The organism is Parasaccharibacter sp. TMW 2.1888 (genome assembly GCF_023167265.1).
Taxonomy (GTDB): domain Bacteria; phylum Pseudomonadota; class Alphaproteobacteria; order Acetobacterales; family Acetobacteraceae; genus Bombella; species Bombella apis.
In genome coordinates, this window is sequence record NZ_CP030979.1 from 1,099,528 (window position 1) to 1,119,477 (window position 19,950).

The following is a 19,950-nucleotide window of genomic DNA, read 5'->3' on the forward strand; positions in this document are numbered from 1 at the left end:
ATTTGAACTTCTCCAATCGCCTGTTACGCTCGACATGGTCGATAGTTGTATGTCCAGGGGAGAGAAATCAGATGAAAGAATGGCTTGATTGGCCCGCCAAGAGTGCTCATCCTCCTGAAACTATTGAACATCCGGCAATTTATCATATGCTCGATGTAGCGGCTGTCGCTGAGCAGCTGCTTGCGGAATCGCCTTGGCCATCTGCATTGAAACAGGCTTTTATTGCACTGGCAGGCCTGCATGATTTAGGAAAATTCAGTGAAACATTTCGAGGAATGTTACGTGAGGGGGCATATCAACCATTCACGCACTGGGAACTGACTGAAATTCTTCTGCTGACTGAAGATGACTGGTTGGCGGAGTGGCTGGGCGGTACCGAAGACGTTCGGGAAGTTTTATATGCGGCCGTGGCCGGGCATCATGGCCGCCCTCCTCAGACAAACTTGCAGAGACGGGAGCTGAGGAAGTGCCTGCGGGCTGTCGGAGATGGCCATGAAGCAGCACGACGTTTGTTGGAGATTTTCAGGCAGCTCTGGCCGGAGGCTTCTCTTGATTCCCTGGATGAAGAAGCGGCGACAAGTTTTTCCTGGTGGTTGCCTGGGTTCTGTACGGCAGCCGATTGGATAGGGTCCAATACGACATGGTTCTCTCCAAAGGAATTGGAGCTGGAACCGGAGGCGTACCTGAAAGAGGCACGGGCAATTGCCCAAAAAGCCGTGGAAGAAGCTGGCTTGAGTGGAACAACAGCCCGTGAAGGGGAGTTGTTTGATTTTGCACTGAGGCCACTGCAAGAGGCATGCGTTTCTCTGACCTTGCCAGAAGGCCCCGCACTGGTTGTGCTGGAAGCCGAAACCGGGGTTGGTAAAACGGAAGCCGCTCTTATTCTGGTGCAGCGTATGATACTGGCAGGGAAGGGGCGGGGATTGTTTTTTGCTCTGCCTACTATGGCCACAGCTGATGCCATGTTTGGGCGGGCCAGGCGGGTCATGGAGACGATGTTTACAAACCCGTCCTTGACCCTCGCTCACGGTCGGGCCGGTCTGTCCGTGCCGTTTCGTGACCTTGTCAATGAAGGAAGCAGGACGGGTAAATCTGATGATCAGTCCGGCGTGACAAGTGCTGAGTGGCTGGCTTCAGATAATAGACGGGCCCTGTTGGCTGATGTTGGGATCGGCACGATTGATCAGGCTTTGCTGTCCGTTCTGCCGGTACGGTTTCAGACATTGCGGCATTATGGCCTTGCTTCCAAGATACTGGTGGTTGATGAGGTTCATGAAATGGGTGAGCCCTATATTGCGGAAGAGTTGGTGGCTCTGTTGCAGATGCACAGGGCCATGGGGGGCTCAGCTATATTGCTGACAGCGACTCTGCCACTCAAATTACGGGCCCGCCTTCTGGAGACGTACGGCGGCATTTCTGAATCTCACGCCTATCCGGCCATAACTGTCGCCGGAGGTGAGACCGTAACACAGTTTGATGATGATGCTCGGCCCCAGAAAGGGCCTGTCATGGTGGAGCGGCTTTCCACGATGGATGAGGCGGTGCGATATATTGCCCAATCTGCAGCAGGTGGAGCTGCCTGTGTATGGGTTCGCAACGCCGTGGATGATGCCATTGCTGCGGTTGATGCGTTGCGGGCTGAGGGGGTGCAGGCCCATCTGCTACATGCCCGTTTTGCTTTGTGTGATCGCAAAAAGCTGGAACAGGAAGTGCTGGATCGTGTGGGGCGGAATGGGACTGGCCGCAAGGGATTTGTTCTGGTTGCGACACAAATTGTTGAAGCCTCGCTGGATTTGGACTTTGATGTCATGGTGTCCGATCTGGCCCCGATTGGCTCCCTGATACAGCGTGTTGGCCGTCTATGGCGGCATATGGATGTGCGGCCTGCCACACAGCGTCCCGTCCCGGCACCTGTTTTGAAGGTCCTGTCACCAGACCCTGCCGAAGTGCAGGATGACCGCTGGTTGCAGAAAGTTTTGGAGAGAGGGGCTTGGGTTTACTCATTGCCGGATATGTGGCGGACGGCTTCGGTTCTGTTCAAGGCTGGCCAGATCAGGACCCCAGATGGTTTGCGCTCCCTGATAGAAGCTGTACATGGCGATGAGGTGGAAAACCTGCCCTCCGTACTGGATGGGGCGGAGGCAGAAGGGTGCGGAAAGGCCATGGCTGCGCGGCATCGTGCTCTTCAGAATCTTGCCACTATTGAAGATGGCTACCGGAAGGGCGGCTGCGGTGCGGATGATACGACCTATCCTACCCGGCTTGGGGATGAAACCCGGATTCTTGCTTTGGCCCGTCAGACGGACCATGGCCTTGTCCCATGGGCACAGGCCGAAGGAGTTCCTTCTGATGAGTTGGGCAGGAGTGAGCTGGCAGCTCTATGGGCATTGTCGGAAGTTTCTGTGAGGAGCAAGCGGCTTGTGGGGCTGGACCTTCCAGATCAGGACAGGGCCGATATTCAGGAAGCTCAAAGATACTGGCCACAATGGAAGAAGAAAGCCGTCACGATCTGCCCGGTTCATGAAATAGATGGAGCTATCTGTCAGGGTGTTTGTTATAGGAGTGATATAGGACTGCTTATATACTATTCTTCCTGATCTGGTAATTTCATTGATTTTTCCATCCCATTATTCCTCATCTGTTTTGATTTGTGACTTGTTAATGGGCTGGAAATGACACAGAGTGATATCGGAGTGCTGTATTCTTCTGCTGGTGCATGGAGACGCAGCAGATGGTTGATCTTGTAACCCCTAGAGGTTTCTGGTGTCTCTAAATCTGATAACAGACCCGTGGATTCCTGTACGATGCGACGATGGTAGCAGGCGGATTATTGCACCATGGCAGATGGCAGAAGAGGGTATACTCTTCCCGGACTGGGTCCGTCCTGACTTGAATGTTGCCTGTCTGGAGCTGCTGGTTGGGCTTGTCTATCTGGCAGATCCACCAGCGAACAAGAAGGATTGGCGGGCCCGCAGGCGGGCTGATCCAGAGCGTTTGAAAACGAAATTGGCTGCTTATGAGCCGGCCTTTCATCTTCTGGGTGATGGTCCCCGCTTTCTTCAGGACATGGAGAAGCTTTCAGGCTCCCCTAATCCGGTTGACATGCTGTTCATCGATAGTGCGGGTGGGCAGACCATGCGCAATAACATTGACGTCATGGTACATCGCAGCCGTTATTCATGTCTTTCTCTGCCGGAAGCGGCGATGGCGCTTTACACATTGCAGGACTTCGCCCCATCTGGTGGGGCTGGAAACCGCACCTCCATGCGTGGTGGTGGGCCACTCGTGACACTTCTCGATCCCGGCGAAGAATTATGGGACCTCGTCTGGCTCAATGTTCCGTTCGGTCAGCCATCCGACATGAAAGACCTGCCGTGGATGAGGCCGACACGGACATCGGAGCCTGGGCGGGCATCCGTCTATCCGTCTGATGAAAAAAGACACTTTGACGTGGAAGCGTTTTTTGGCATGCCCCGCCGTCTGCGCCTTGTAGGGGATGACGAGGGTATAACAGGTGTCATACAGAGGCCCTATGGCACGAACTATGCCGGGTGGCGGCATCCTTTAAGCCCTTATTACCGGCTCAAGGTCACAGAGGACTGGCTTCCACGCCATCCACGGGCTGGGCGGTTTGGCTATCGTAACTGGCTGGGTATCATTGCTGAAGGTGAGCCCAAGAAAGCGCATGAAGAGCGTTTGGCCAGTTTGGCACTGATCGTGAGAGAGTGGTGTGGACGAGAGAGAGGGGATGAGGCGTCCGTAATTGTAGCGGGCTGGGCCATGAACAACATGAGTCCGAGAGATTTTGTCTATTCCCGTCAGCCGCTTTCTCGCCTGTCCGAGGATGCTGAAGAGATTTTGCGAGGTTTTATTGAAGCTGCCGAGATGGTGGCGGCAATGTTGAACTGGGCATTGTCATCCGTTCTGGATACTGGTGAAGCACGGGAAGCGCAACGTGAAGAGTTTTACCTGAAAACTGAACCCGCTTTTTATCATTGCTTCCATCAGATAGCCGCCGGCGAGAGACCCTCTGAAGAGTGGCTGAATGCGTTGCGAAAGCAGGCTCTGGGTCAGTTTGAAGCTGTTGCTCTGCCGGGGCTTTCCGAGCGTGACATGCAGAGCATGAAGAAAATTGCCGAAGCCCGGAAGCTTCTGAACATAGAGTTGTGGGGATACGGCAAGAAGGCAGGTCCGGCCCTGTTTACAGCATTGGGTCTCCCCGTCCCGCAGAAGAAGAGGAAGGCCGCATGAGTGAAAAAAAAGACATTGGCGTGAAGGTCTTTGAGTGGTGGCAGAAAAATCTTGCTCCACGCACGCAGTCTGCGTCGAAGGATGCAGAAGAAAGCGGGAAGAGCGAAACGGAAAAGATGCCGGGCCAAACAGCGGCACGCACGCTCAGTGCGAAGTTGCGTCGTGGGGGTTTCCCTGATCTTCTGTTTGAACCGGAAGTGCATCATCTGGTGCGTACGCTGAATGTGCGGGAGCATGAGCTGAAACGTTTTTGTCGGCTGGTTGAGATACTGGGCAGTGTGCGGACCAATAGCCACAGCACATTGGCAGAGCGGTTGAGAGGGGCAGATAAGGAGCCATTATTGTCTCCTCTAAGGTTCAAGCAGTTAATGACAGCGGAAGATGAAGAGCTGGCTGCGTTATTGCGGCGTGCTGTGCAGATGGCAGAGTATCGCTGCAACGTTGCAGCCCTCGCACGGGATGTCATGTTCTGGAATGATCGGACCAAGACCCGCTGGTGTCTCGATTATTTTGGTGCTGCGAATTCGGGAGACAAGACAGAATAGCACATGTGTTGCTGGTCTCGTTTTTATCCATTTATCAAGTAGGTTTTTGTGTCATGACAAATTTTGTCCAGTTCCATGTTCTGACAACTTATGGTCTCTCCAATCCCAATCGTGACGATATGGGCCGCCCCAAACAGGCCGTGATTGGTGGGGAGGTGCGTATGCGCCATTCCTCACAGTCGGTCAAACGGGCCTTGCGGGAAAGCACGTTCTTCAGCAACGACCTTGCAGACCATATGGGGACAAGGACTAAACGCCTGCATGGTGGGCTGGTGCAGCATCTTTTGAGTAAAGGCGTTGCCGAGAAAAAGGCTCAGGAGAGTGCAAGCACTGTTGCTGGCATTTTCGGCAAACTGGAAGCGGCTGACAAGGAAACGGGCGAACAGATCGCCACGACGCTCGCTTTTATTTCACCAGATGAATGGAAACTGGCAAAAGAGCTGGCCGAAAATGTCGCTGCCGGGGAGAAACCGCCCAAAGATAAAGACCTGAAGAAAAAGGTCCTGCGTCGGGCTGATGGGGCGGTGGATATTGCCATGTTCGGGCGTATGCTGGCCTCCGATGCCGACTTCAACCGGGATGCCGCCGTGCAGGTGGCTCATGCGTTCACGACCCATCGTTCAGTAGCGCAGGAAGACTGGTTCTCCGCTGTGGATGATCTGAACAAGGATGATGAGCGTGGTGCTGGCCATATCGGTGAAAGCGCCTTCGGTACGGGGGTGTTCTACCAGTATGTCTGCGTCAATCTGGACTTGCTGGTTGAGAATCTGGCCGGTGACAGGGAACTTGCAGCCAAGGCCATGGAAGCATTGGCTCGGGCGCTGTCTCAGGCCACGCCTCGTGGCAAGCAGAACAGCTATGCCCATCGGCCACGGGCACATTACATGCTGGCAGAACAGGGTGAGCAGGCACCCCGTGATCTCTCAGGTGCGTTCTTCCATGCTGTAAAAGGTGAGAATCTGCTGGAAAGCTCCATTAAAAAGCTGGAAGAGACCCGGAAGGCCATTGATGATGCCTACGGGCCGTGCTGGGCTGCCGAAGCTAAATTGTGTGTGGGCAAAACCGGAACACTGGATGAACTGGTCGCCTTTGCAGGTAAAGCCGTGCGGGGTGAGTGATGGCTTCCCCTTATCTGGTGTTTTCGCTCTCGGCCTCCCTGGGGTCGATGGGCGAGCTGGCCGGGCATGAGCGGCGGGGGTCGCTGCTCTGGCCGGGCCATTCCGCACTGATCGGATTGATGGGAGCTGCGTTAGGCATACGGCGTGATGGCGATTTCTCTGGGCTGGACAGTCTGAAGATTGACGTGGCGGTGTTTGACAGCGGCACGGCTCTGCGTGACTTCCATACCATTCAGTCCGTCCCTGCGGCGGCGGTGAAGAAGCCAAATTCCCGCCCGGAGGCAATTCGGAAAGCGGGAGAACGGCTGACAACCAGCATCACTCTGCGCGATTATCGGGCGGGAGTGTTCTATGGCGTGGCCGTGCAGGGTGAAGGGCTGGAGGAGATAGCGGCAGCGTTACGCAAACCGCATTTTACGCTCTATCTTGGCCGTAAATCCTGCCCGCTTTCATCCCCTCTGAATCCTCAGGTCGTACAGGCCGATACGGTCGAGGAGGCCTTGGGGCAGGTGAAAGTGCCTTTCTGGCTTTCCAGACATGTTGATCTTTCTGAAAAGGTCATGGTTGTCGGCGAGCAGGGCAGCCAGCGGGATTACGTGCATGATGTCCCACTGGACCGGCAACGCTGGCACTTTGCTGCACGGGATGTCGGAATACGGCATGTTGAACTGCTAGGGAAGACGATGAAATGAGCTGGTATCTAAGTAGAATCCGCCTTTCCCGCAGCCCTGCCGTCCGTGTTCTGGAAGCCGCCCTGAGAGAGCCGGATACGGGGCTGAGGCGGTCATCGCAGCATCATATGCTCTGGTCTGCCTTTGCGACTGATCCCAACCAGAAGCGGGATTTTCTCTGGCGTGCAGAAAGTGACGGGAGCTTTCTTACCCTCTCTCCACGCCTTCCACGGGATGATAACGAGCTGTTCGAGCCTCCTCAGTGCAAGCTTTTTGCCCCTGAACTGAAGGCAGGGGACAGGCTCGAGTTTCAGCTTCAGGTCAATGCGACACGGATGAAGCGTGATACGGGCAAGCGTGTGGATGTCGTTCTGGATGCGATTCACGCTATTCCGAAGGAGGAACGGGCAGAGAAACGCATGGACCTTGCCCAAGAAGCAGGTCTTGCCTGGCTGACACGACAGGGTGAGAAAGCGGGTTTTGTGCCGCATCATGTATCTGCCGATGATTATCATACCGAGACGCTTCCACGTTTTGGAAACGAACGGAAGAGGAGCAACCGGCCTGATTTCGGTATTCTGGACCTCTCAGGCCAGCTGGAGGTGACAGACCCGGAGGCGTTTCTGGCCCAGCTGGTCCGGGGCTTTGGCCGGGCCAAGGCCTTTGGTTGCGGCCTCATGCTGATCCGGCGGGCTTCATGAGCGGGGCGGGGAAAGGCGGGTTACCCGGTCTGGCCCCGCCAAAACCCATCCCCCTGAAAGATCGGGCTTCCCTGATTTTTGTCGAACGGGCGCAGCTGGATGTGCTGGATGGTGCCTTTGTAGCGGTGAATGCTGATGGTACGAGAACCCAGATTCCCGTTGGCGGTCTGGCGGGCATCATGCTGGAGCCGGGTGCCCGTATCTCTCATGCAGCCGTGTCGCTGGCCGCCCGTGTAGGCACGTTGATCACATGGGTAGGGGAAGCTGGCGTGCGGTTATATTCTTCCGGCCAGCCTGGTGGAGCACGGGCGGACCGCCTGTTATGGCAGGCCAGTCTGGCTTTGAATGATGAGGCCCGGTTGCGTGTCGTGCGAGAGATGTACAAGCGGCGTTTCAAGGAGGAGCCACCTGCCCGGCGGTCGGTGGATCAGCTGCGTGGTATTGAGGGAGCCCGTGTAAGGGAAAGCTACGCCCTGCTGGCTGCTCAATATGGTGTCAGCTGGAAACGCCGCTCTTACGACCGAAAGGACTGGGACGGCTCGGACATTCCCAACCGTTGCCTCTCAGCGGCCACGGCCTGCCTGCATGGTTTGTCCGAGGCTGCTGTGCTGGCAGCAGGTTATGCCCCGGCAGTGGGGTTCTTGCATAGCGGGAAGCCTCTTTCTTTCGTGTATGATGTGGCAGACATCTTCAAGATGGAAACCGTTGTGCCAGAAGCTTTCCGTATTGCAGGCAAGGCGGAAAAGGGGCGGCTGGATATGTCCCCAGACCGGGCCGTGCGCCTGGCCTGCCGGGACAGGTTCCGCAAGGAAAAGCTGCTGGAGAGAATCATTCCGACCATTGAGCAGGTTCTTTCGGCTGGCGGTCTGCCTCGCCCCGAGCCCCCACCGGAGGCCGTGCCCGTCGCTTTTGAAGATGAAACCTTTGGCGATCCGGGGCACCGTTGATGCTGGTTGTGGTGGTCACCAATGCGCCACCCCGCCTGCGTGGCCGTCTGGCAGCATGGCTGGTGGAAATACGGGCTGGGGTCTATGTGGGCAGCTACTCCAGACGGACAAGGGAGATGATCTGGGAGCAAGTACTGCTTGGCCTTGGGCCTGAGGGTGATGCTGTCATGGTTTGGCATGTTCCCAACGATCAGGGATATGAGTTCCGTACAGCTGGTCACAATCGCCGGATGCCGGTTGATTTCGATGGATTGAAACTGGTTGCTTTTCGACCGGAATAAAGCGAAGGAGTGAAGTATTAAATTCTGGTTTAAGTTGGTACGGTCTTTGACAATAAAAAAAGTCATGTCTTACAGTACGTTGCAGGAAGTCTGTTCCCCGCCCATGCGGGGATGAACCGTCCTGATTGTCTGAGAGGTAACCCGTGGATATCTGTTCCCCGCCCATGCGGGGATGAACCGTCCGTTGTCATTGTGCCTGATGAGGACGTAGGCTGTTCCCCGCCCATGCGGGGATGAACCGCACGGCCAAAGGGTTCAATTTTGGAGGACTCTCTGTTCCCCGCCCATGCGGGGATGAACCGGCTCACCTTTTCCAAACAGATCACAGATGAAGCTGTTCCCCGCCCATGCGGGGATGAACCGCCCGGCCTCCCGGGTGAAGAGCAGCCGTGCCGCTGTTCCCCGCCCATGCGGGGATGAACCGTCGTCCCTGCCGTGAATGTGTCTGGAATCTTCCTGTTCCCCGCCCATGCGGGGATGAACCGCGCACCCCGTTAAATGAAGGGGATATGAAGCTCTGTTCCCCGCCCATGCGGGGATGAACCGACACTGAACTGACGGTCTCGGCCAGCTGGCAGCTGTTCCCCGCCCATGCGGGGATGAACCGAGCCAAGAAGCGGCCACGAGCCTCGTCATCCACTGTTCCCCGCCCATGCGGGGATGAACCGTCCTGTCTGGCTGATGGAGCGGCCAGGACCTCCTGTTCCCCGCCCATGCGGGGATGAACCGGCCCTCGCCGCCTACAACTGGGGGCCGGGAAACTGTTCCCCGCCCATGCGGGGATGAACCGCCGTCTTTACCCTCACGGTAAAGACCCTGTTCCTGTTCCCCGCCCATGCGGGGATGAGCTGTCTTCATGAAAGACTCCCTGGGAACAGCTGGGGATCAGGGGAAAGTCCTTAAAAAACTTGAGGAACAGCGCAAAGAGGCCAACATCCTCATATTGAGGATGCCGGGGTATAAATCAAGCGAAGTCACCCTATCCGGCTACGAGTTCGACCGCACATCTCAATCAGGGTGCGATCTTCTGGTCGTCCGAATGACTTTGCAGGAAGTGCGTTTCGGGGCGAAAAAACGGGTGGTAATGAAAAATTGGACACCTGTTGAAGCCGACAATATGGGGAATAAAATCCCCCAGAAAATTAGCGGTTAATTATTCATCCCCTAGCGTGAAATCAACCTCTGCTGTCCCGATACCATAGTTATTGATCTTTATGTCAAAATCTTCTGATGACCAGCACTTTGCGGTGACAAAATCCTTAGCTGATTTAATTATGTCATCACCAGTACCTTTTGGAGAAGAAAAATGGCATGAATCTGCCCGCCAGTAATTATCATTACCTTTCTGGAAATGACATGTCGCATCAACATGCCCTTCTCTGCCTTCTTGTTGCGCCGTTTCAGGGAACTCAACCCTTATGAAACGACACTGATCTACAAAATACTTGCTATCAGGAGCAGTAAGGTATGCGGGAGGGCGCAGGTTTTTCCTGTACTCTCTGGCGTCCTGCTTCTGCTTTTCCAATATGGCGGCTATCGCCTTGTTTCTCGCAGTGCTGGTCACGCCCCATTGCAGGCGTTCATTTTCTCCCTCGATGGCTGAAAATGGTGGGATCGTGAGAGCATCATGCTTCAACGCTTCTGGCTCGCAGATATGGTCGACCACCATGCCTTCCCCCTCGCCGGGAAAGAGACTCATTCCTCCCTCTACGGCGTGAAAAACGGGGCGTGCAGACATGGCGCACCGTGATGATGGCTGATACTTCATCGCCCATGCCGCCCATCGTGCCGTTTCCGGATCAGCGCCGAACTGTTGAAAGATAAACCGTGTGTGCGATTCTTCGTAGGCGGTCCACTCAGCGTCTGTCATTGGCGGTGCGGCATGGGCAGAACATGACACGGCACAAGCCGCCATGGCGGCATACAGCACACGTCTTTTCAGCATCTCTCCAGCCTCATCAGGTCATCGTCATGTCTCAGTATGCCATCCCTCTCACCAGTTCTGCTAGTCAGACTTTCGGGGTCACTCTCTCCGGCCAGTCATATACCGCATGTCTTGAATGGCGGAGCGGGTATGGGTTGTTTTTGTCTCCAGCAGCAGGCGGCATACTATCTATCCTCCGCCCATGCGGGGTCTCACCATTATTGAATGTCTTGATGAAGGCTGTGGCTTTACCTATTATCGGTGGTGCAGCGTATGGTGATCAGGCGATATTCTGCCGGCCTGGGCCGCCCGTTAGGGTAGTTGCGTTATTGTGGGGTTTGCGGCAGGCCCCACCCATACGCTGTCTTGGTTTTTTGTGTTCGGGAAGCTTCGCCCGGTGATGCGGTGGCGGGGCCTGCAATGAACCCCGCAAAGCGCCACGTGGCGGGTTGCCACAGCTACGGCCTGCAGATTGTCACCGTGTCGCACCGCATCGGCAGCAGTTGATGTTAATGGGAACGTGACGTCAAGAGCTGTTATCCTCCTGTACGGCAAGACAGATTTCCTGTAGTTTTTCTGCTTTGTTTCACCATCGATATGAGAGATCACCAAACAGGGCACGGCCAGGAGCGTAGGAGCAGTTGGTCGTGCTGGTACATACGGAAACATATTTCGAGTTGGCAATGTTTGTGCCGTTCAGCTGGAGGTGCCATCTCCGGTAATCAAGATGGGCCTCAATATCGCCAACCAGCTGGGAGGGTACGATGATGGTGGCTGGCAGGGCACCGGCCGTTGTGCCCGTATAGCGGACGCCCCCACCAATTCCGGCACTGAAGGTGCGTGTGATGATGAAGTTGCGCCGCATGAAGAAGGAAGCCATGCGGGAGGGGACCGTCACGGGGCGTTGGCCCACCTGGTTTTGTGTGGCGGCACTGCCTTTGGTGATGCGTGGGTCCTGCACCGTGAAGGAGGCGAGGAGGTCGATCCTGTAGGGGAGACGCCCGACAAATTCTGCTTCAAAACCACGGGTCCGCTGGGCACCGAGCTGTATCTTGTCGCTGGAATGGAGAGGGTCCTGCACCAGGTCATTCCGTTCTTTCAGGGTGAAGACATCCAGTGTGAGCAGGAAACGGTCGCCAAAGATGGAGTCTTTGCGGGGCCTGTATTTTATTCCGGCCTCCAGCAGCCGTCCCCGTGTCGGGGAGAAGGCGGTGCCATCATAGGTCGTGCCAAGCTGCGGACTGAAGGATGTGGCGTAGGAGACATAGGGAGCCACACCCCAGACCGATTGATAGAGCAGGGCCGCCCGGCCGGTGAAGGCGTTGTCCTTCTGGGGTGTGCGCTTGCCCGTATTGTTGTTGACCTGCACGCTCTGGGTGAAGTCGCCACGACCGGAGAGGGTGAGGAAAAAGCGGTGCCAATCAGCCTGCTCCTGCCCGTAAAGGCCCGTCTGTGTCCCAGTCGTGTTGTAATTTCGTTTGGACGCATAGGCGGGCATGGCGATGGCCCGATAGACTGGCTGATAGAGGGACAGGTTGGGCGCTTTCCTTTCGCCACGCCGTTCCGCCATGAAGTCGCTGCGGAAATCGACACCGGTAAGCAGAATGCTGTGGAGGGAACCGAAATGGTCTTTCCATTCCGATCGTGTATCAAGCGTTGTGGTGTTGTAATTGCCGGACTGCAAAAGGGCCGTGCGGGATATCGTGTCCGTGTTGACCAGCTTTGGCTGGGCAACCGTGCGGTACAGTACGTCCATGTGGGCAAAACGCATGTTCTGCGAGAGCGTCCAGCCCGGCAGCAGTTCCTGTCTCAGCGCATAGCCGACTGAAAGCTGACGTTTGGAATAGACATCGAAATTCCGGTCGCCGGACAGGAAGTTGCGGGGCAGATAGCCATGCCGGGTGGGCACGACCGTGCCGACATAGGGCAGGAACTGCGAGCTGGACCCCGCATCCAGCTGCTCATAGCTGCTCAGGAAGGTGAAGTCCGTACGGGAGGAAGGCTGCCAGCGCAGGGAGGGAGCCACATAGATTTCATTGTTCTTGATGTGGCGGGCAAAGGTGCCCGATTTGCGGATCAGCCCGTTGAACCGCCACAGCCAGTGGCCCTGCCCGTCAAGGCTGCCTCCAATGTCCACGGCTCCCTGCCGCCGGGCATAGCTGCCTCCCTGTACGGAGATGATGTTGGTCTGGTGTTGTGTGGGACGCTTGCTGACGGCATTGATGATGCCGCCAAGCTGGCCGGACCCGTACAGTGCGGAGCTGCTGCCACGGATGATGTCCATCTCCTCCAGCCCCCAGGGTTCTATGGAGAAGGACTGCGACGTGGCGGCGTTGGGCGTGCGTGTGCCATCAAGATAGATGTCGGGTGTGAAGCCACGGATGGTGCCAAAATAGCCCCGTGGGTCATCTTTCCCGCCATAGTCGGAGACACCCGCACTGTAGCGGATGGCCTCCGTCAGGGTGCGGCTGTTGAGCATGTCCATTCTGGCCCGGGAAATGACCGTCAGGTTCTGGGGTGTGGTTTCCAGCGGCGTGGCCGTTTTCAGGGCCGCCTGTCCCGTACCGGCAAGGAGGGCACGGGCCCTGCCACGGACAAGGATTGATTCGACAGGTGGTTTGGGGGGCGTGGACACTTTGTGTGTCGTGTTTTTACGTGTTTCTGGCGGGAGCGGTGCCTCGGCTGCCATGACGCATGATGGAAGGATGAAACCTCCCAGAATGAGAAGCCCCCGGAATGATCTGGATGAAACGGGACGGAGCAAAACGGCCTCTTTAACATGAGAATGATTATCATCATCAAATATAAAAAGTAGTTTAATTTCGCAAGCGCTTTCACATTCCTGTGATGAGATGACAGGGCTGTAAGATAAAGCGGGACAGGCAGCCATCCATTATGGGCAGAATGGCGGTTTTTCCCCCTGTGAGCTTGGGAATTTATTAAAACTAAAAAACATAGTGATTTATAAAAACAACAAAATAAAAAGTTGATTTTTATCCCAGATTTGACATGCTCCCCGCATGACGACAAAGCCCTTTTCCTATCTGCCCATCGTTCTGCGGACGGACCAGCGTGACGCCCTCCTTGTGGGGGGCGGGCAGGTGGCCGTGCAGAAAATGCGTCTGCTGAAGGGGCGATGCCGGATGATCCACATCTGGGCAGAAACACTGCATCCCGAGCTGGCAGCTCTGGTGGAGCAGGGGCAGGCCGTGTTCCGTCAGGGCAGGGTGGCAGAAGACGCCCTTCAGGCCGTTCTGCCAGACATGGCACTGGTCTTTGCCGCCACGGATGATGAGGCTGTCAATGAGATGGTGGCCCGTCAGGCCCATGCGCTGCGGGTACCCGTCTGTGTGGTGGATGCCCCGGCTCTTTCAAGCTTCATAACTCCGGCTCTGGTAGACCGGTCCCCCGTGCAGGTGGCCATCACGACTGGCGGGGCCTCTCCGGTTCTGGCCCGTCGTGTCCGGCAGATGGTCGAGGCCATGCTCCCGGCCAGAATGGGTGAGGCCGCCCGTTTCATGCAGAAGCAGCGGGGCTGGCTGAAGGACCGCCTGCCGGGGATGAAGCAGCGGCAGCGTGTCTGGGAATCTTTCGTGGATGGTCCGGCCTATGAGGCTGCCCTGGCCGGGGAGGAAGACCGGGCACGGGAGCAGCTGGAGCAGCTCGTGGCGGAGGCCGAAGGCGAGGCGGACTGCCCGCAGGGTGAGGTCTGGCTCGTGGGGGCTGGACCGGGAAACCCGGACTGGCTTACCCTTGCGGCCCTGCGCCTGATGCAGAATGCGGACAGTGTCCTGTACGACAATCTCGTGGCGCCGGACGTGCTGGACCGTGTGCGGCGTGATGCCGAGCGTGTCTATGTCGGCAAGAAGCGGAGCCATCACACCCTGCCGCAGAGCGACATAGAGGCCGAGATGCTGCGCCGGGCCAGGCGGGGTGAACGTGTCCTGCGGCTGAAGGGGGGTGACCCTTTCGTGTTCGGCCGTGGGGGGGAAGAGATGGAAACCCTGCTGGCTGCCAATGTGCCGGTACGGGTCGTGCCCGGCATCACGGCGGCCAATGGCTGTGCCGCCGCCGCCGGGATTCCGCTGACCCATCGGGACTGCGCCCAGAGCTGCGTGGTGGTGACAGGCCATGCCCGGGCTGATGGAACGCTGAACCTGCACTGGCCCAGCCTTGCCCGCAGAGGGCAGACGGTCGTCATCTACATGGGACTGAGCTCGATGGCGGAGCTGTGCCGGAAGATGCAGGATCATGGCCTGCCGGAAAGCTGGCCGGTGGCGGTCGTCCATCGGGGGTCCTGTGCAGACCAGCGTTGCGTGACGGGCACGCTGGGCACGATTGCTGAAGATGTCCGTCGTCAGGGGCTTCAGAGTCCCGTACTGATCATTGTGGGAGAAGTGGTGCATCACCGTGGCGAGGTGGTGCAGGCTGTGCCCGGTTACAGCACATCGAAGGAGAGTGCCTGATGAAACGTCTTTCCCGCCCGGGAGAAGGGGAAATCCTGCTGCTGACGGCCAGCCGTCTGCTGGATGGCCGTATTGTCTGGCTTGGCGAGGGGGATCACTGGCATGAATCCATCGCCGAGGCTGTCCGCTTCACCTATGAGGAGGCCGGTCCGGCTCTGGAGCGTGCCCTGGCCGAGGCGGAACAGAAAGAGGTCGTGGCCGTATATGAGGTCGTGGCCAGGGATACCCGGCCTCCCGAGCCTGTCACGACACGGGAAGCCATCCGGGCCCACGGGCCGAGCGTTCACCCGGATTTTTCTTACGATCATGCCCCGGTGCGGGAAAAGGAGAAGGTAGGATGACACAGCCTGCGTCACGGTCTGTCGGGCATTACCAGTATGAGGAGCGGGACCGGACCTTCCTTCAGGAGCGCATCAACGAGTTCGAAGGGCAGGTCCGCCGTCGTCTCTCCGGCGAGTTGAGCGAGGAAGAGTTCAAGCCCCTGCGGCTGATGAACGGGGTCTATCTCCAGCTTCATGCCTACATGCTGCGGGTGGCCATTCCCTATGGCGTGCTGGACAGCCGCCAGCTGCACAGGCTGGCCGACATTGCGGCCAGGTATGACCGGAATTACGGTCATTTCACCACCCGGCAGAACATCCAGTTCAACTGGATTGCGCTGAAGGACGTCCCGACCATCCTGCGGGAGCTGGCCGAGGTGGACATGCACGCCATCCAGACCAGCGGCAACTGCATCCGTAATGTCACGTCGGACGAGTTTGCCGGGGCCGCGAAGGATGAACTGATGGATCCCCGCATCCATGCCGAGATCGTGCGGCAGTGGTCCACCCTGCATCCCGAATTCACCTTTCTGCCCCGCAAGTTCAAGATCGCCATTTCCGGCAGCCCGGAAGACCGGGTGGCGGCCCGCTTCCATGACATCGGTCTGCTGGCCCGTCCTGGTGAGAATGGTCCGCTGTTCCGTCTTTTCGTGGGCGGTGGACTGGGGCGGACGCCGGTCGTCGGGCAGGAACTTTTCGATTCCGTGAAGGAAGAAGACCTGATCGCCACGCTGGAGGCCGTTCTGCGTGTCTATAATGCGTTCGGACGGCGGGACAATCTCTACAAGGCCCGTATCAAGATTCTGGTGCAGACCATCGGTCTGGAGGCGTTCCGCAAGGCCGTGGAGGAAGAGCTGGCCCGCATGGACCGTGCCGCCTACCGGTTGACACCGGAGCATGTGGCGCAGATACGTGCCCGTTTCGCCCTGCCGGACCTCAAGGCCCCGGCAGATGCGGCCGACGTGCTGGAGCAGCACAGGAAGGCTGATCCCGTCTTTGCCCGCTGGGTGGCCAGCAATACCCATCCTCATCAGGATGAAGGCCATATCTGTGCCGTCATCTCCCTGAAGACACCGGGGGCCATTCCCGGTGATGTGACGGCCGAGCAGATGCACGGTCTGGCTGATCTGTCCGAGCGTCATTCATTTGGTGAGGTACGGGTCACGCATCTTCAGAATCTGGTGTTCGGGCATGTCCGCAAGGACCAGCTGCATGAACTATGGCAGGGCCTGAAGGCACTGGGCCTTGCCGCACCGAATGTCGGTCTCATCAGCGACATCGTGAGCTGCCCGGGGCTGGATTACTGCAATCTGGCCAATGCCCGCTCCCTGCCACTGGCGCAGAAGCTGGGGGCCCGTTTCGGTGATGCCGACCTGCAGGCCGAGATCGGGGCCTTGAGCATCCACATGTCGGGCTGCATCAATGCCTGCGGGCATCATCACGTGGGCAATATCGGTCTTCTGGGGGTCGACAAGCGGGGGGCCGAGACCTACCAGATTCTTCTCGGCGGGGATGCCGGGGAGAATGCGGCCATTGGCGGGATTCTGGGCCCGTCCTTTGCAGAGGATGAAGCCGTGGATGCCGTGGCCCGCATCGTGGAGTTCTATCTCGGGCAGCGTCAGAAGGGGGAGACCTTCGCTGCGATGCTCAAGCGGTGTGGCCTGAAGGCTTTCAAGGAGGTGGCTTATGAAACTGTTTGATCTCAGCGGGCGTAAAACGCTGGAGGCGGCCTCTCCCGTTCCTTTCGAGGAGTGGAAGGAAACCCGGCAGGGCACGGCCATCTCTCTGGCACCGGATGTCGAGGTGGAGGAGCTGCGCTCCCATCTTGGCAGCCTGACACTGATCGTGCTGGAGTTCCCCGTCTTCCGGGACGGGCGGGCATTCACGCAGGCCCGGTCCCTGCGGGAATATGAGGGGTATGAAGGGGAAATCCGGGCGTCCGGCCATCTTCTGCCGGATCAGGCCATTCATTTCAGACGTTGCGGGTTTGACAGCGCGGTTCTGCTGGATGGGGCCAACGTGAAGGACTGGGAAGACCAGCTGGGACGCTATCAGTTCTACTATCAGAATACCGCCGTCAGCCCCGCCTGAGGGGGCGGCTTCTGGGAGAGCCTACAGAAACGGGCCGGAAGGGACTGTCCTTTCCGGCCCGTTCTTGCAGGTGGGGTGTCTCAGAACTCCGCCTTGACGGAGCCGAAGAACTGGCGGGGTGCGCCAAGAAGGATGGACTGGTTGTTGTAGGCTGCTCCGCCCTGGTTATCCATCGTGAAGCCGTTCTGGCCCACGGTGGAGGCGTATCTGGTGTTGGCCAGATTGTAGATGTTGAAGGCGAAGACCAGATTCCTCACGGCCGTAGGGTTGCGCATTCCGAGACGGGTCATGTCCAGCGTGTAGATCAGGCCGAAATTGGCCAGCCAGTAGGTTGGCAGCTTGTAGTCGCCCACATAGTCATAGCTGCGCTTCCCATAATACTGGGTATCGACATAGGCCTGCAGATGCCGCCACTCATAGGAGAGGCGGGCCTTGTACATGAAGCGGGGATACGCCACCACCTGCCGACCTTTCGTGGCATAGAGCGTTCCGCCGCTGCGTATGTTCTGGTCGTACGTTGCCTTGTCGTAGCTGATGCTGTTGAGCAGGGCGAGGCCGGGCAGCGGCGTGATGGTGATGGCCCCATCCACGCCATTCATGGTCACGCCCCCCACATTCTGCACGGTGGAGGTGTTGTTGGTGAGGATGGACCCGGCACCCGCGCTGCCCAGAATTTGCTGGAGGCGGTTATGGAAGTTGGTGCGGTACAGGTACAGGCTGCTCTGGATGAGATGGTCGGTGTAGCGGTAGCCTCCGGCGAAGGTCCAGGCCGTTTCCGGCTTCAGGCTGTTCTTCGTGGCGTTGTAGGCAAGCTGGGACACCGCAAAAGGTGAGTTGCTGGAGTTGTAGCCGGACTGGCTGTAGGCATGGGCATTCTCGGAAATGTCGAAGAAGAGCTCATGATGGTGGAGGAAGTGCCAGTCCCCGCTGATATGGGGCAGGAAGGCCTTGGCAGTCGTCAGGCTTTCTCCGCTGGCCAGAGCCGGGAAGCGGGGTTCCCAGTTGGTGGCATGGCCCACACGGGTCGTATTGAGAATGGACTTGAAGCCAAAATGCAGCGCAACGGACCTGATGGGGTGATAGGTGTCCTGCACGTAGGCCGTGAAGCTGTTGGTGTTGTAACGCTGCCCCCAGAGGGTCCGGCCGGGAACGTTCCTGAAGCTTTTGAATGGATTCAGGGGTGTGCCGTTGGGGCTGTCGGGCTGCTGGTAGGCATAGGCGTAGGAATCATACCGGTTGTTCTCGTACCAGAACCCCACGGAGAGATCATGCCGCTTCAGGCGGTAATCGAAGGAAGTCAGCCCGCCGAACCGTTCGATGGAAGGATGGCGGACCTGCTCGAAAATGGGGCCACCATTGAGCTGAACGGTATCGACGCCATTCTGGTACGCATAGGGGCTGGCATAGGTGCCGTGGCCGGTCTCGCTGTGGCCATAGAGGCTGCTTTTCCATGTCAGGCGGTCGGTCAGGGCAAGGTCAGCCTTGATGCCTCCGAACAGGTCGGACGAGCTGGCCGTACTGTCGTAGTAGGAAACATCCTTGGGGTCTGACAGCCGGTCATAGGCGGCAGGGTACTGCCCCCGTGCGGCCCGGTAGGCTCTGGCCCATGCGCCGGGCCGCCCGTAGAAATTGTCCAGCCGGGACCCAGCCTGGTCCAGCCAGCTGGGAGCGTAATCCTGATAGTTCACCATCTGGAGGGCATCCCAGTTGAAGAAGGCGGAAACCTGGCTCCGTTCCCCGATGGGCTGGACCAGCTTGGCATTGACCTGCTGCATGAACTGGTCTCCGCCGCCCTTCCATTTGTCGCCCTGATTGCGCATGTAGGAGACGTAGAACTTCGTGCCGCTCTCATTCAGCCTGCCGGAGTCGAACCGGAAGAAGGAATGGAACAGCGCATTGCTGCCGAAGGTTTGGGCAACCAGCCCTCCCGTTCTGTTCTTGGGGTTGCTGGAGACGTAATTGATGCTGCCCCCCAGATTGTTGGTGCTGGCCGTGCTTTCCGCCCCGGCACTCTGGGTGACCTCCAGCCGTTCCACATTCTCCGAGGAAATGGCCTGTAGCGGGTTCAGCCCGTTATAGTTGCGGAAGGTCGGCTCCCCGAGGGGCAGGCCATCCAGCGTCATGCCGATCTCGTTCTGGATGAAGCCATGCATGTAAATCTGGGTCGAGTAGGTGTCCACACCCTGCGGGTCGTCGGACTGGAACTGCACGCCCGGCATCTGGGCCAGCGTGCGGAGGGGGTTGGTGCCGGGTACCTGCTGTTCCAGCTGCTTGTGTCCCAGCACGAGCTGCGTGCCCTGCACGATGTGACGGGTGCGGACGGACAGGGTCTCATACCCGCCATGAACGGCCTTGCGGGCATGGCGTTTCGTGCTGGCCCCAGCTGTGGCAGCGCCCCCCGGATGAGAGGCTGATGATCGGAGACGACCCGTCTTGCCGTCTGCATGGCGAGACGTGAGATGCTGGGTGTGACGGTCAGTTTCCGGGCTGTTATGGAGACCGGCGGCCTGGAGTGAAGCAGGCACGACAAAGGGTGCGGACAGGCCGGTGAGGCCCATCCAGAACAGATGGCGATATGATGGCATGACGGATCCGTTGAGACGGTGAAAGGGCAGGTGCCGGAGTCGTGCCCCAT

General features: G+C 58.0%; 16 protein-coding genes and 1 pseudogene. 14 read left to right on the top strand and 3 right to left on the bottom strand.

Going from position 1 to position 19,950, the window contains the following annotated elements:
* Positions 1-146: 146 nt before the first annotated feature.
* The 10 genes and pseudogenes from DTQ13_RS05045 to DTQ13_RS05090 all read left to right on the top strand — a co-directional run.
* Positions 147-587 (top strand): annotated as a pseudogene (locus DTQ13_RS05045) (CRISPR-associated endonuclease Cas3''); the annotation flags it as partial.
* Between the two features lie 225 nt (positions 588-812).
* The gene (gene cas3, locus DTQ13_RS05050) at positions 813-2,597 is read left to right on the top strand and encodes a CRISPR-associated helicase Cas3' (RefSeq protein ID WP_232086398.1); all 1,785 of its coding nucleotides are present in this window, start codon (positions 813-815) and stop codon (positions 2,595-2,597) included.
* Positions 2,598-2,763: 166 nt separating this feature from the next.
* Positions 2,764-4,251 carry a type I-E CRISPR-associated protein Cse1/CasA gene (gene casA, locus DTQ13_RS05055; RefSeq protein ID WP_193599764.1) on the top strand — a complete coding sequence of 496 codons (1,488 nt, stop codon included), beginning with the start codon at positions 2,764-2,766 and terminating at the stop codon, positions 4,249-4,251.
* Positions 4,248-4,796, top strand: coding sequence for a type I-E CRISPR-associated protein Cse2/CasB (gene casB / locus DTQ13_RS05060; RefSeq protein ID WP_248460253.1), 549 nt, complete (start codon positions 4,248-4,250; stop codon positions 4,794-4,796). The genes casA and casB overlap by 4 nt, the downstream gene beginning before the upstream one ends.
* Before the next feature lie 53 nt (positions 4,797-4,849).
* Positions 4,850-5,914, top strand: coding sequence for a type I-E CRISPR-associated protein Cas7/Cse4/CasC (gene cas7e, locus DTQ13_RS05065; protein ID WP_154980878.1), 1,065 nt, complete (start codon positions 4,850-4,852; stop codon positions 5,912-5,914).
* Entirely contained in the window at positions 5,914-6,606 is a 693-nt protein-coding gene (gene cas5e, locus DTQ13_RS05070) for a type I-E CRISPR-associated protein Cas5/CasD (protein ID WP_192848510.1), read from the top strand. The genes cas7e and cas5e overlap by 1 nt, the downstream gene beginning before the upstream one ends.
* Complete coding sequence (cas6e, locus tag DTQ13_RS05075) at positions 6,603-7,286, top strand: type I-E CRISPR-associated protein Cas6/Cse3/CasE (protein WP_103765718.1); 684 nt, start codon at positions 6,603-6,605, stop codon at positions 7,284-7,286. Before cas5e ends, cas6e begins: the two co-directional genes overlap by 4 nt.
* Positions 7,283-8,233: a type I-E CRISPR-associated endonuclease Cas1e gene (gene cas1e / locus DTQ13_RS05080; protein ID WP_043561865.1), complete on the top strand. Its 951-nt coding sequence runs from the start codon at positions 7,283-7,285 to the stop codon at positions 8,231-8,233. Before cas6e ends, cas1e begins: the two co-directional genes overlap by 4 nt.
* Positions 8,233-8,514 (top strand): type I-E CRISPR-associated endoribonuclease Cas2e, encoded by a 282-nt coding sequence (cas2e, locus tag DTQ13_RS05085; RefSeq protein WP_043561864.1) that lies wholly within the window; start codon positions 8,233-8,235, stop codon positions 8,512-8,514. Before cas1e ends, cas2e begins: the two co-directional genes overlap by 1 nt.
* 856 nt (positions 8,515-9,370) lie before the next feature.
* A complete protein-coding gene (locus DTQ13_RS05090; RefSeq protein WP_103765720.1) occupies positions 9,371-9,667 on the top strand; it encodes a hypothetical protein in 297 nt (98 codons plus the stop codon).
* On the opposite strand, the gene DTQ13_RS05095 is transcribed toward DTQ13_RS05090, so the two are convergent.
* The gene (locus tag DTQ13_RS05095) at positions 9,668-10,459 is read right to left on the bottom strand and encodes a hypothetical protein (protein WP_248460254.1); all 792 of its coding nucleotides are present in this window, start codon (positions 10,457-10,459) and stop codon (positions 9,668-9,670) included.
* A 565-nt stretch (positions 10,460-11,024) separates the two neighbouring features.
* Positions 11,025-13,127, bottom strand: coding sequence for a TonB-dependent siderophore receptor (locus DTQ13_RS05100; RefSeq protein WP_248460255.1), 2,103 nt, complete (start codon positions 13,125-13,127; stop codon positions 11,025-11,027).
* A gap of 331 nt (positions 13,128-13,458) precedes the next feature.
* Between DTQ13_RS05100 and cysG the strand changes: the two genes are divergently transcribed.
* Genes cysG through DTQ13_RS05120 form a run of 4 tightly spaced genes read left to right on the top strand, consistent with a single transcriptional unit; the run spans position 13,459 to position 17,315 of the window.
* Positions 13,459-14,904 (top strand): siroheme synthase CysG, encoded by a 1,446-nt coding sequence (gene cysG / locus DTQ13_RS05105; protein WP_248460256.1) that lies wholly within the window; start codon positions 13,459-13,461, stop codon positions 14,902-14,904.
* Positions 14,904-15,245 (top strand): DUF2849 domain-containing protein, encoded by a 342-nt coding sequence (locus tag DTQ13_RS05110; RefSeq protein WP_052349231.1) that lies wholly within the window; start codon positions 14,904-14,906, stop codon positions 15,243-15,245. Before cysG ends, DTQ13_RS05110 begins: the two co-directional genes overlap by 1 nt.
* The gene (locus DTQ13_RS05115; RefSeq protein ID WP_248460257.1) at positions 15,242-16,924 is read left to right on the top strand and encodes a nitrite/sulfite reductase; all 1,683 of its coding nucleotides are present in this window, start codon (positions 15,242-15,244) and stop codon (positions 16,922-16,924) included. Before DTQ13_RS05110 ends, DTQ13_RS05115 begins: the two co-directional genes overlap by 4 nt.
* Entirely contained in the window at positions 16,911-17,315 is a 405-nt protein-coding gene (locus DTQ13_RS05120) for a DUF934 domain-containing protein (RefSeq protein WP_248460258.1), read from the top strand. Before DTQ13_RS05115 ends, DTQ13_RS05120 begins: the two co-directional genes overlap by 14 nt.
* A gap of 80 nt (positions 17,316-17,395) precedes the next feature.
* Here DTQ13_RS05120 and DTQ13_RS05125 read toward each other — a convergent pair whose 3' ends face one another.
* Positions 17,396-19,900, bottom strand: a complete 2,505-nt coding sequence (locus DTQ13_RS05125; RefSeq protein WP_248460259.1) for a TonB-dependent receptor — start codon at positions 19,898-19,900, stop codon at positions 17,396-17,398.
* Positions 19,901-19,950: the final 50 nt, after the last annotated feature.

Bases quoted from the DNA above. Each gene is read 5' to 3' on its own strand.
- casB (WP_248460253.1), top strand. From the start codon at position 4,248: ATGAGTGAAAAAAAAGACATTGGCGTGAAGGTCTTTGAGTGGTGGCAG.
- cas7e (WP_154980878.1), top strand. From the start codon at position 4,850: ATGACAAATTTTGTCCAGTTCCATGTTCTGACAACTTATGGTCTCTCC.
- cas5e (WP_192848510.1), top strand. From the start codon at position 5,914: ATGGCTTCCCCTTATCTGGTGTTTTCGCTCTCGGCCTCCCTGGGGTCG.
- cas6e (WP_103765718.1), top strand. From the start codon at position 6,603: ATGAGCTGGTATCTAAGTAGAATCCGCCTTTCCCGCAGCCCTGCCGTC.
- cas1e (WP_043561865.1), top strand. From the start codon at position 7,283: ATGAGCGGGGCGGGGAAAGGCGGGTTACCCGGTCTGGCCCCGCCAAAA.
- cas2e (WP_043561864.1), top strand. From the start codon at position 8,233: ATGCTGGTTGTGGTGGTCACCAATGCGCCACCCCGCCTGCGTGGCCGT.
- DTQ13_RS05090 (WP_103765720.1), top strand. From the start codon at position 9,371: ATGAAAGACTCCCTGGGAACAGCTGGGGATCAGGGGAAAGTCCTTAAA.
- DTQ13_RS05095 (WP_248460254.1), bottom strand. From the start codon at position 10,459: ATGCTGAAAAGACGTGTGCTGTATGCCGCCATGGCGGCTTGTGCCGTG.
- DTQ13_RS05100 (WP_248460255.1), bottom strand. From the start codon at position 13,127: ATGGCAGCCGAGGCACCGCTCCCGCCAGAAACACGTAAAAACACGACA.
- cysG (WP_248460256.1), top strand. From the start codon at position 13,459: ATGACGACAAAGCCCTTTTCCTATCTGCCCATCGTTCTGCGGACGGAC.
- DTQ13_RS05110 (WP_052349231.1), top strand. From the start codon at position 14,904: ATGAAACGTCTTTCCCGCCCGGGAGAAGGGGAAATCCTGCTGCTGACG.
- DTQ13_RS05115 (WP_248460257.1), top strand. From the start codon at position 15,242: ATGACACAGCCTGCGTCACGGTCTGTCGGGCATTACCAGTATGAGGAG.
- DTQ13_RS05120 (WP_248460258.1), top strand. From the start codon at position 16,911: ATGAAACTGTTTGATCTCAGCGGGCGTAAAACGCTGGAGGCGGCCTCT.
- DTQ13_RS05125 (WP_248460259.1), bottom strand. From the start codon at position 19,900: ATGCCATCATATCGCCATCTGTTCTGGATGGGCCTCACCGGCCTGTCC.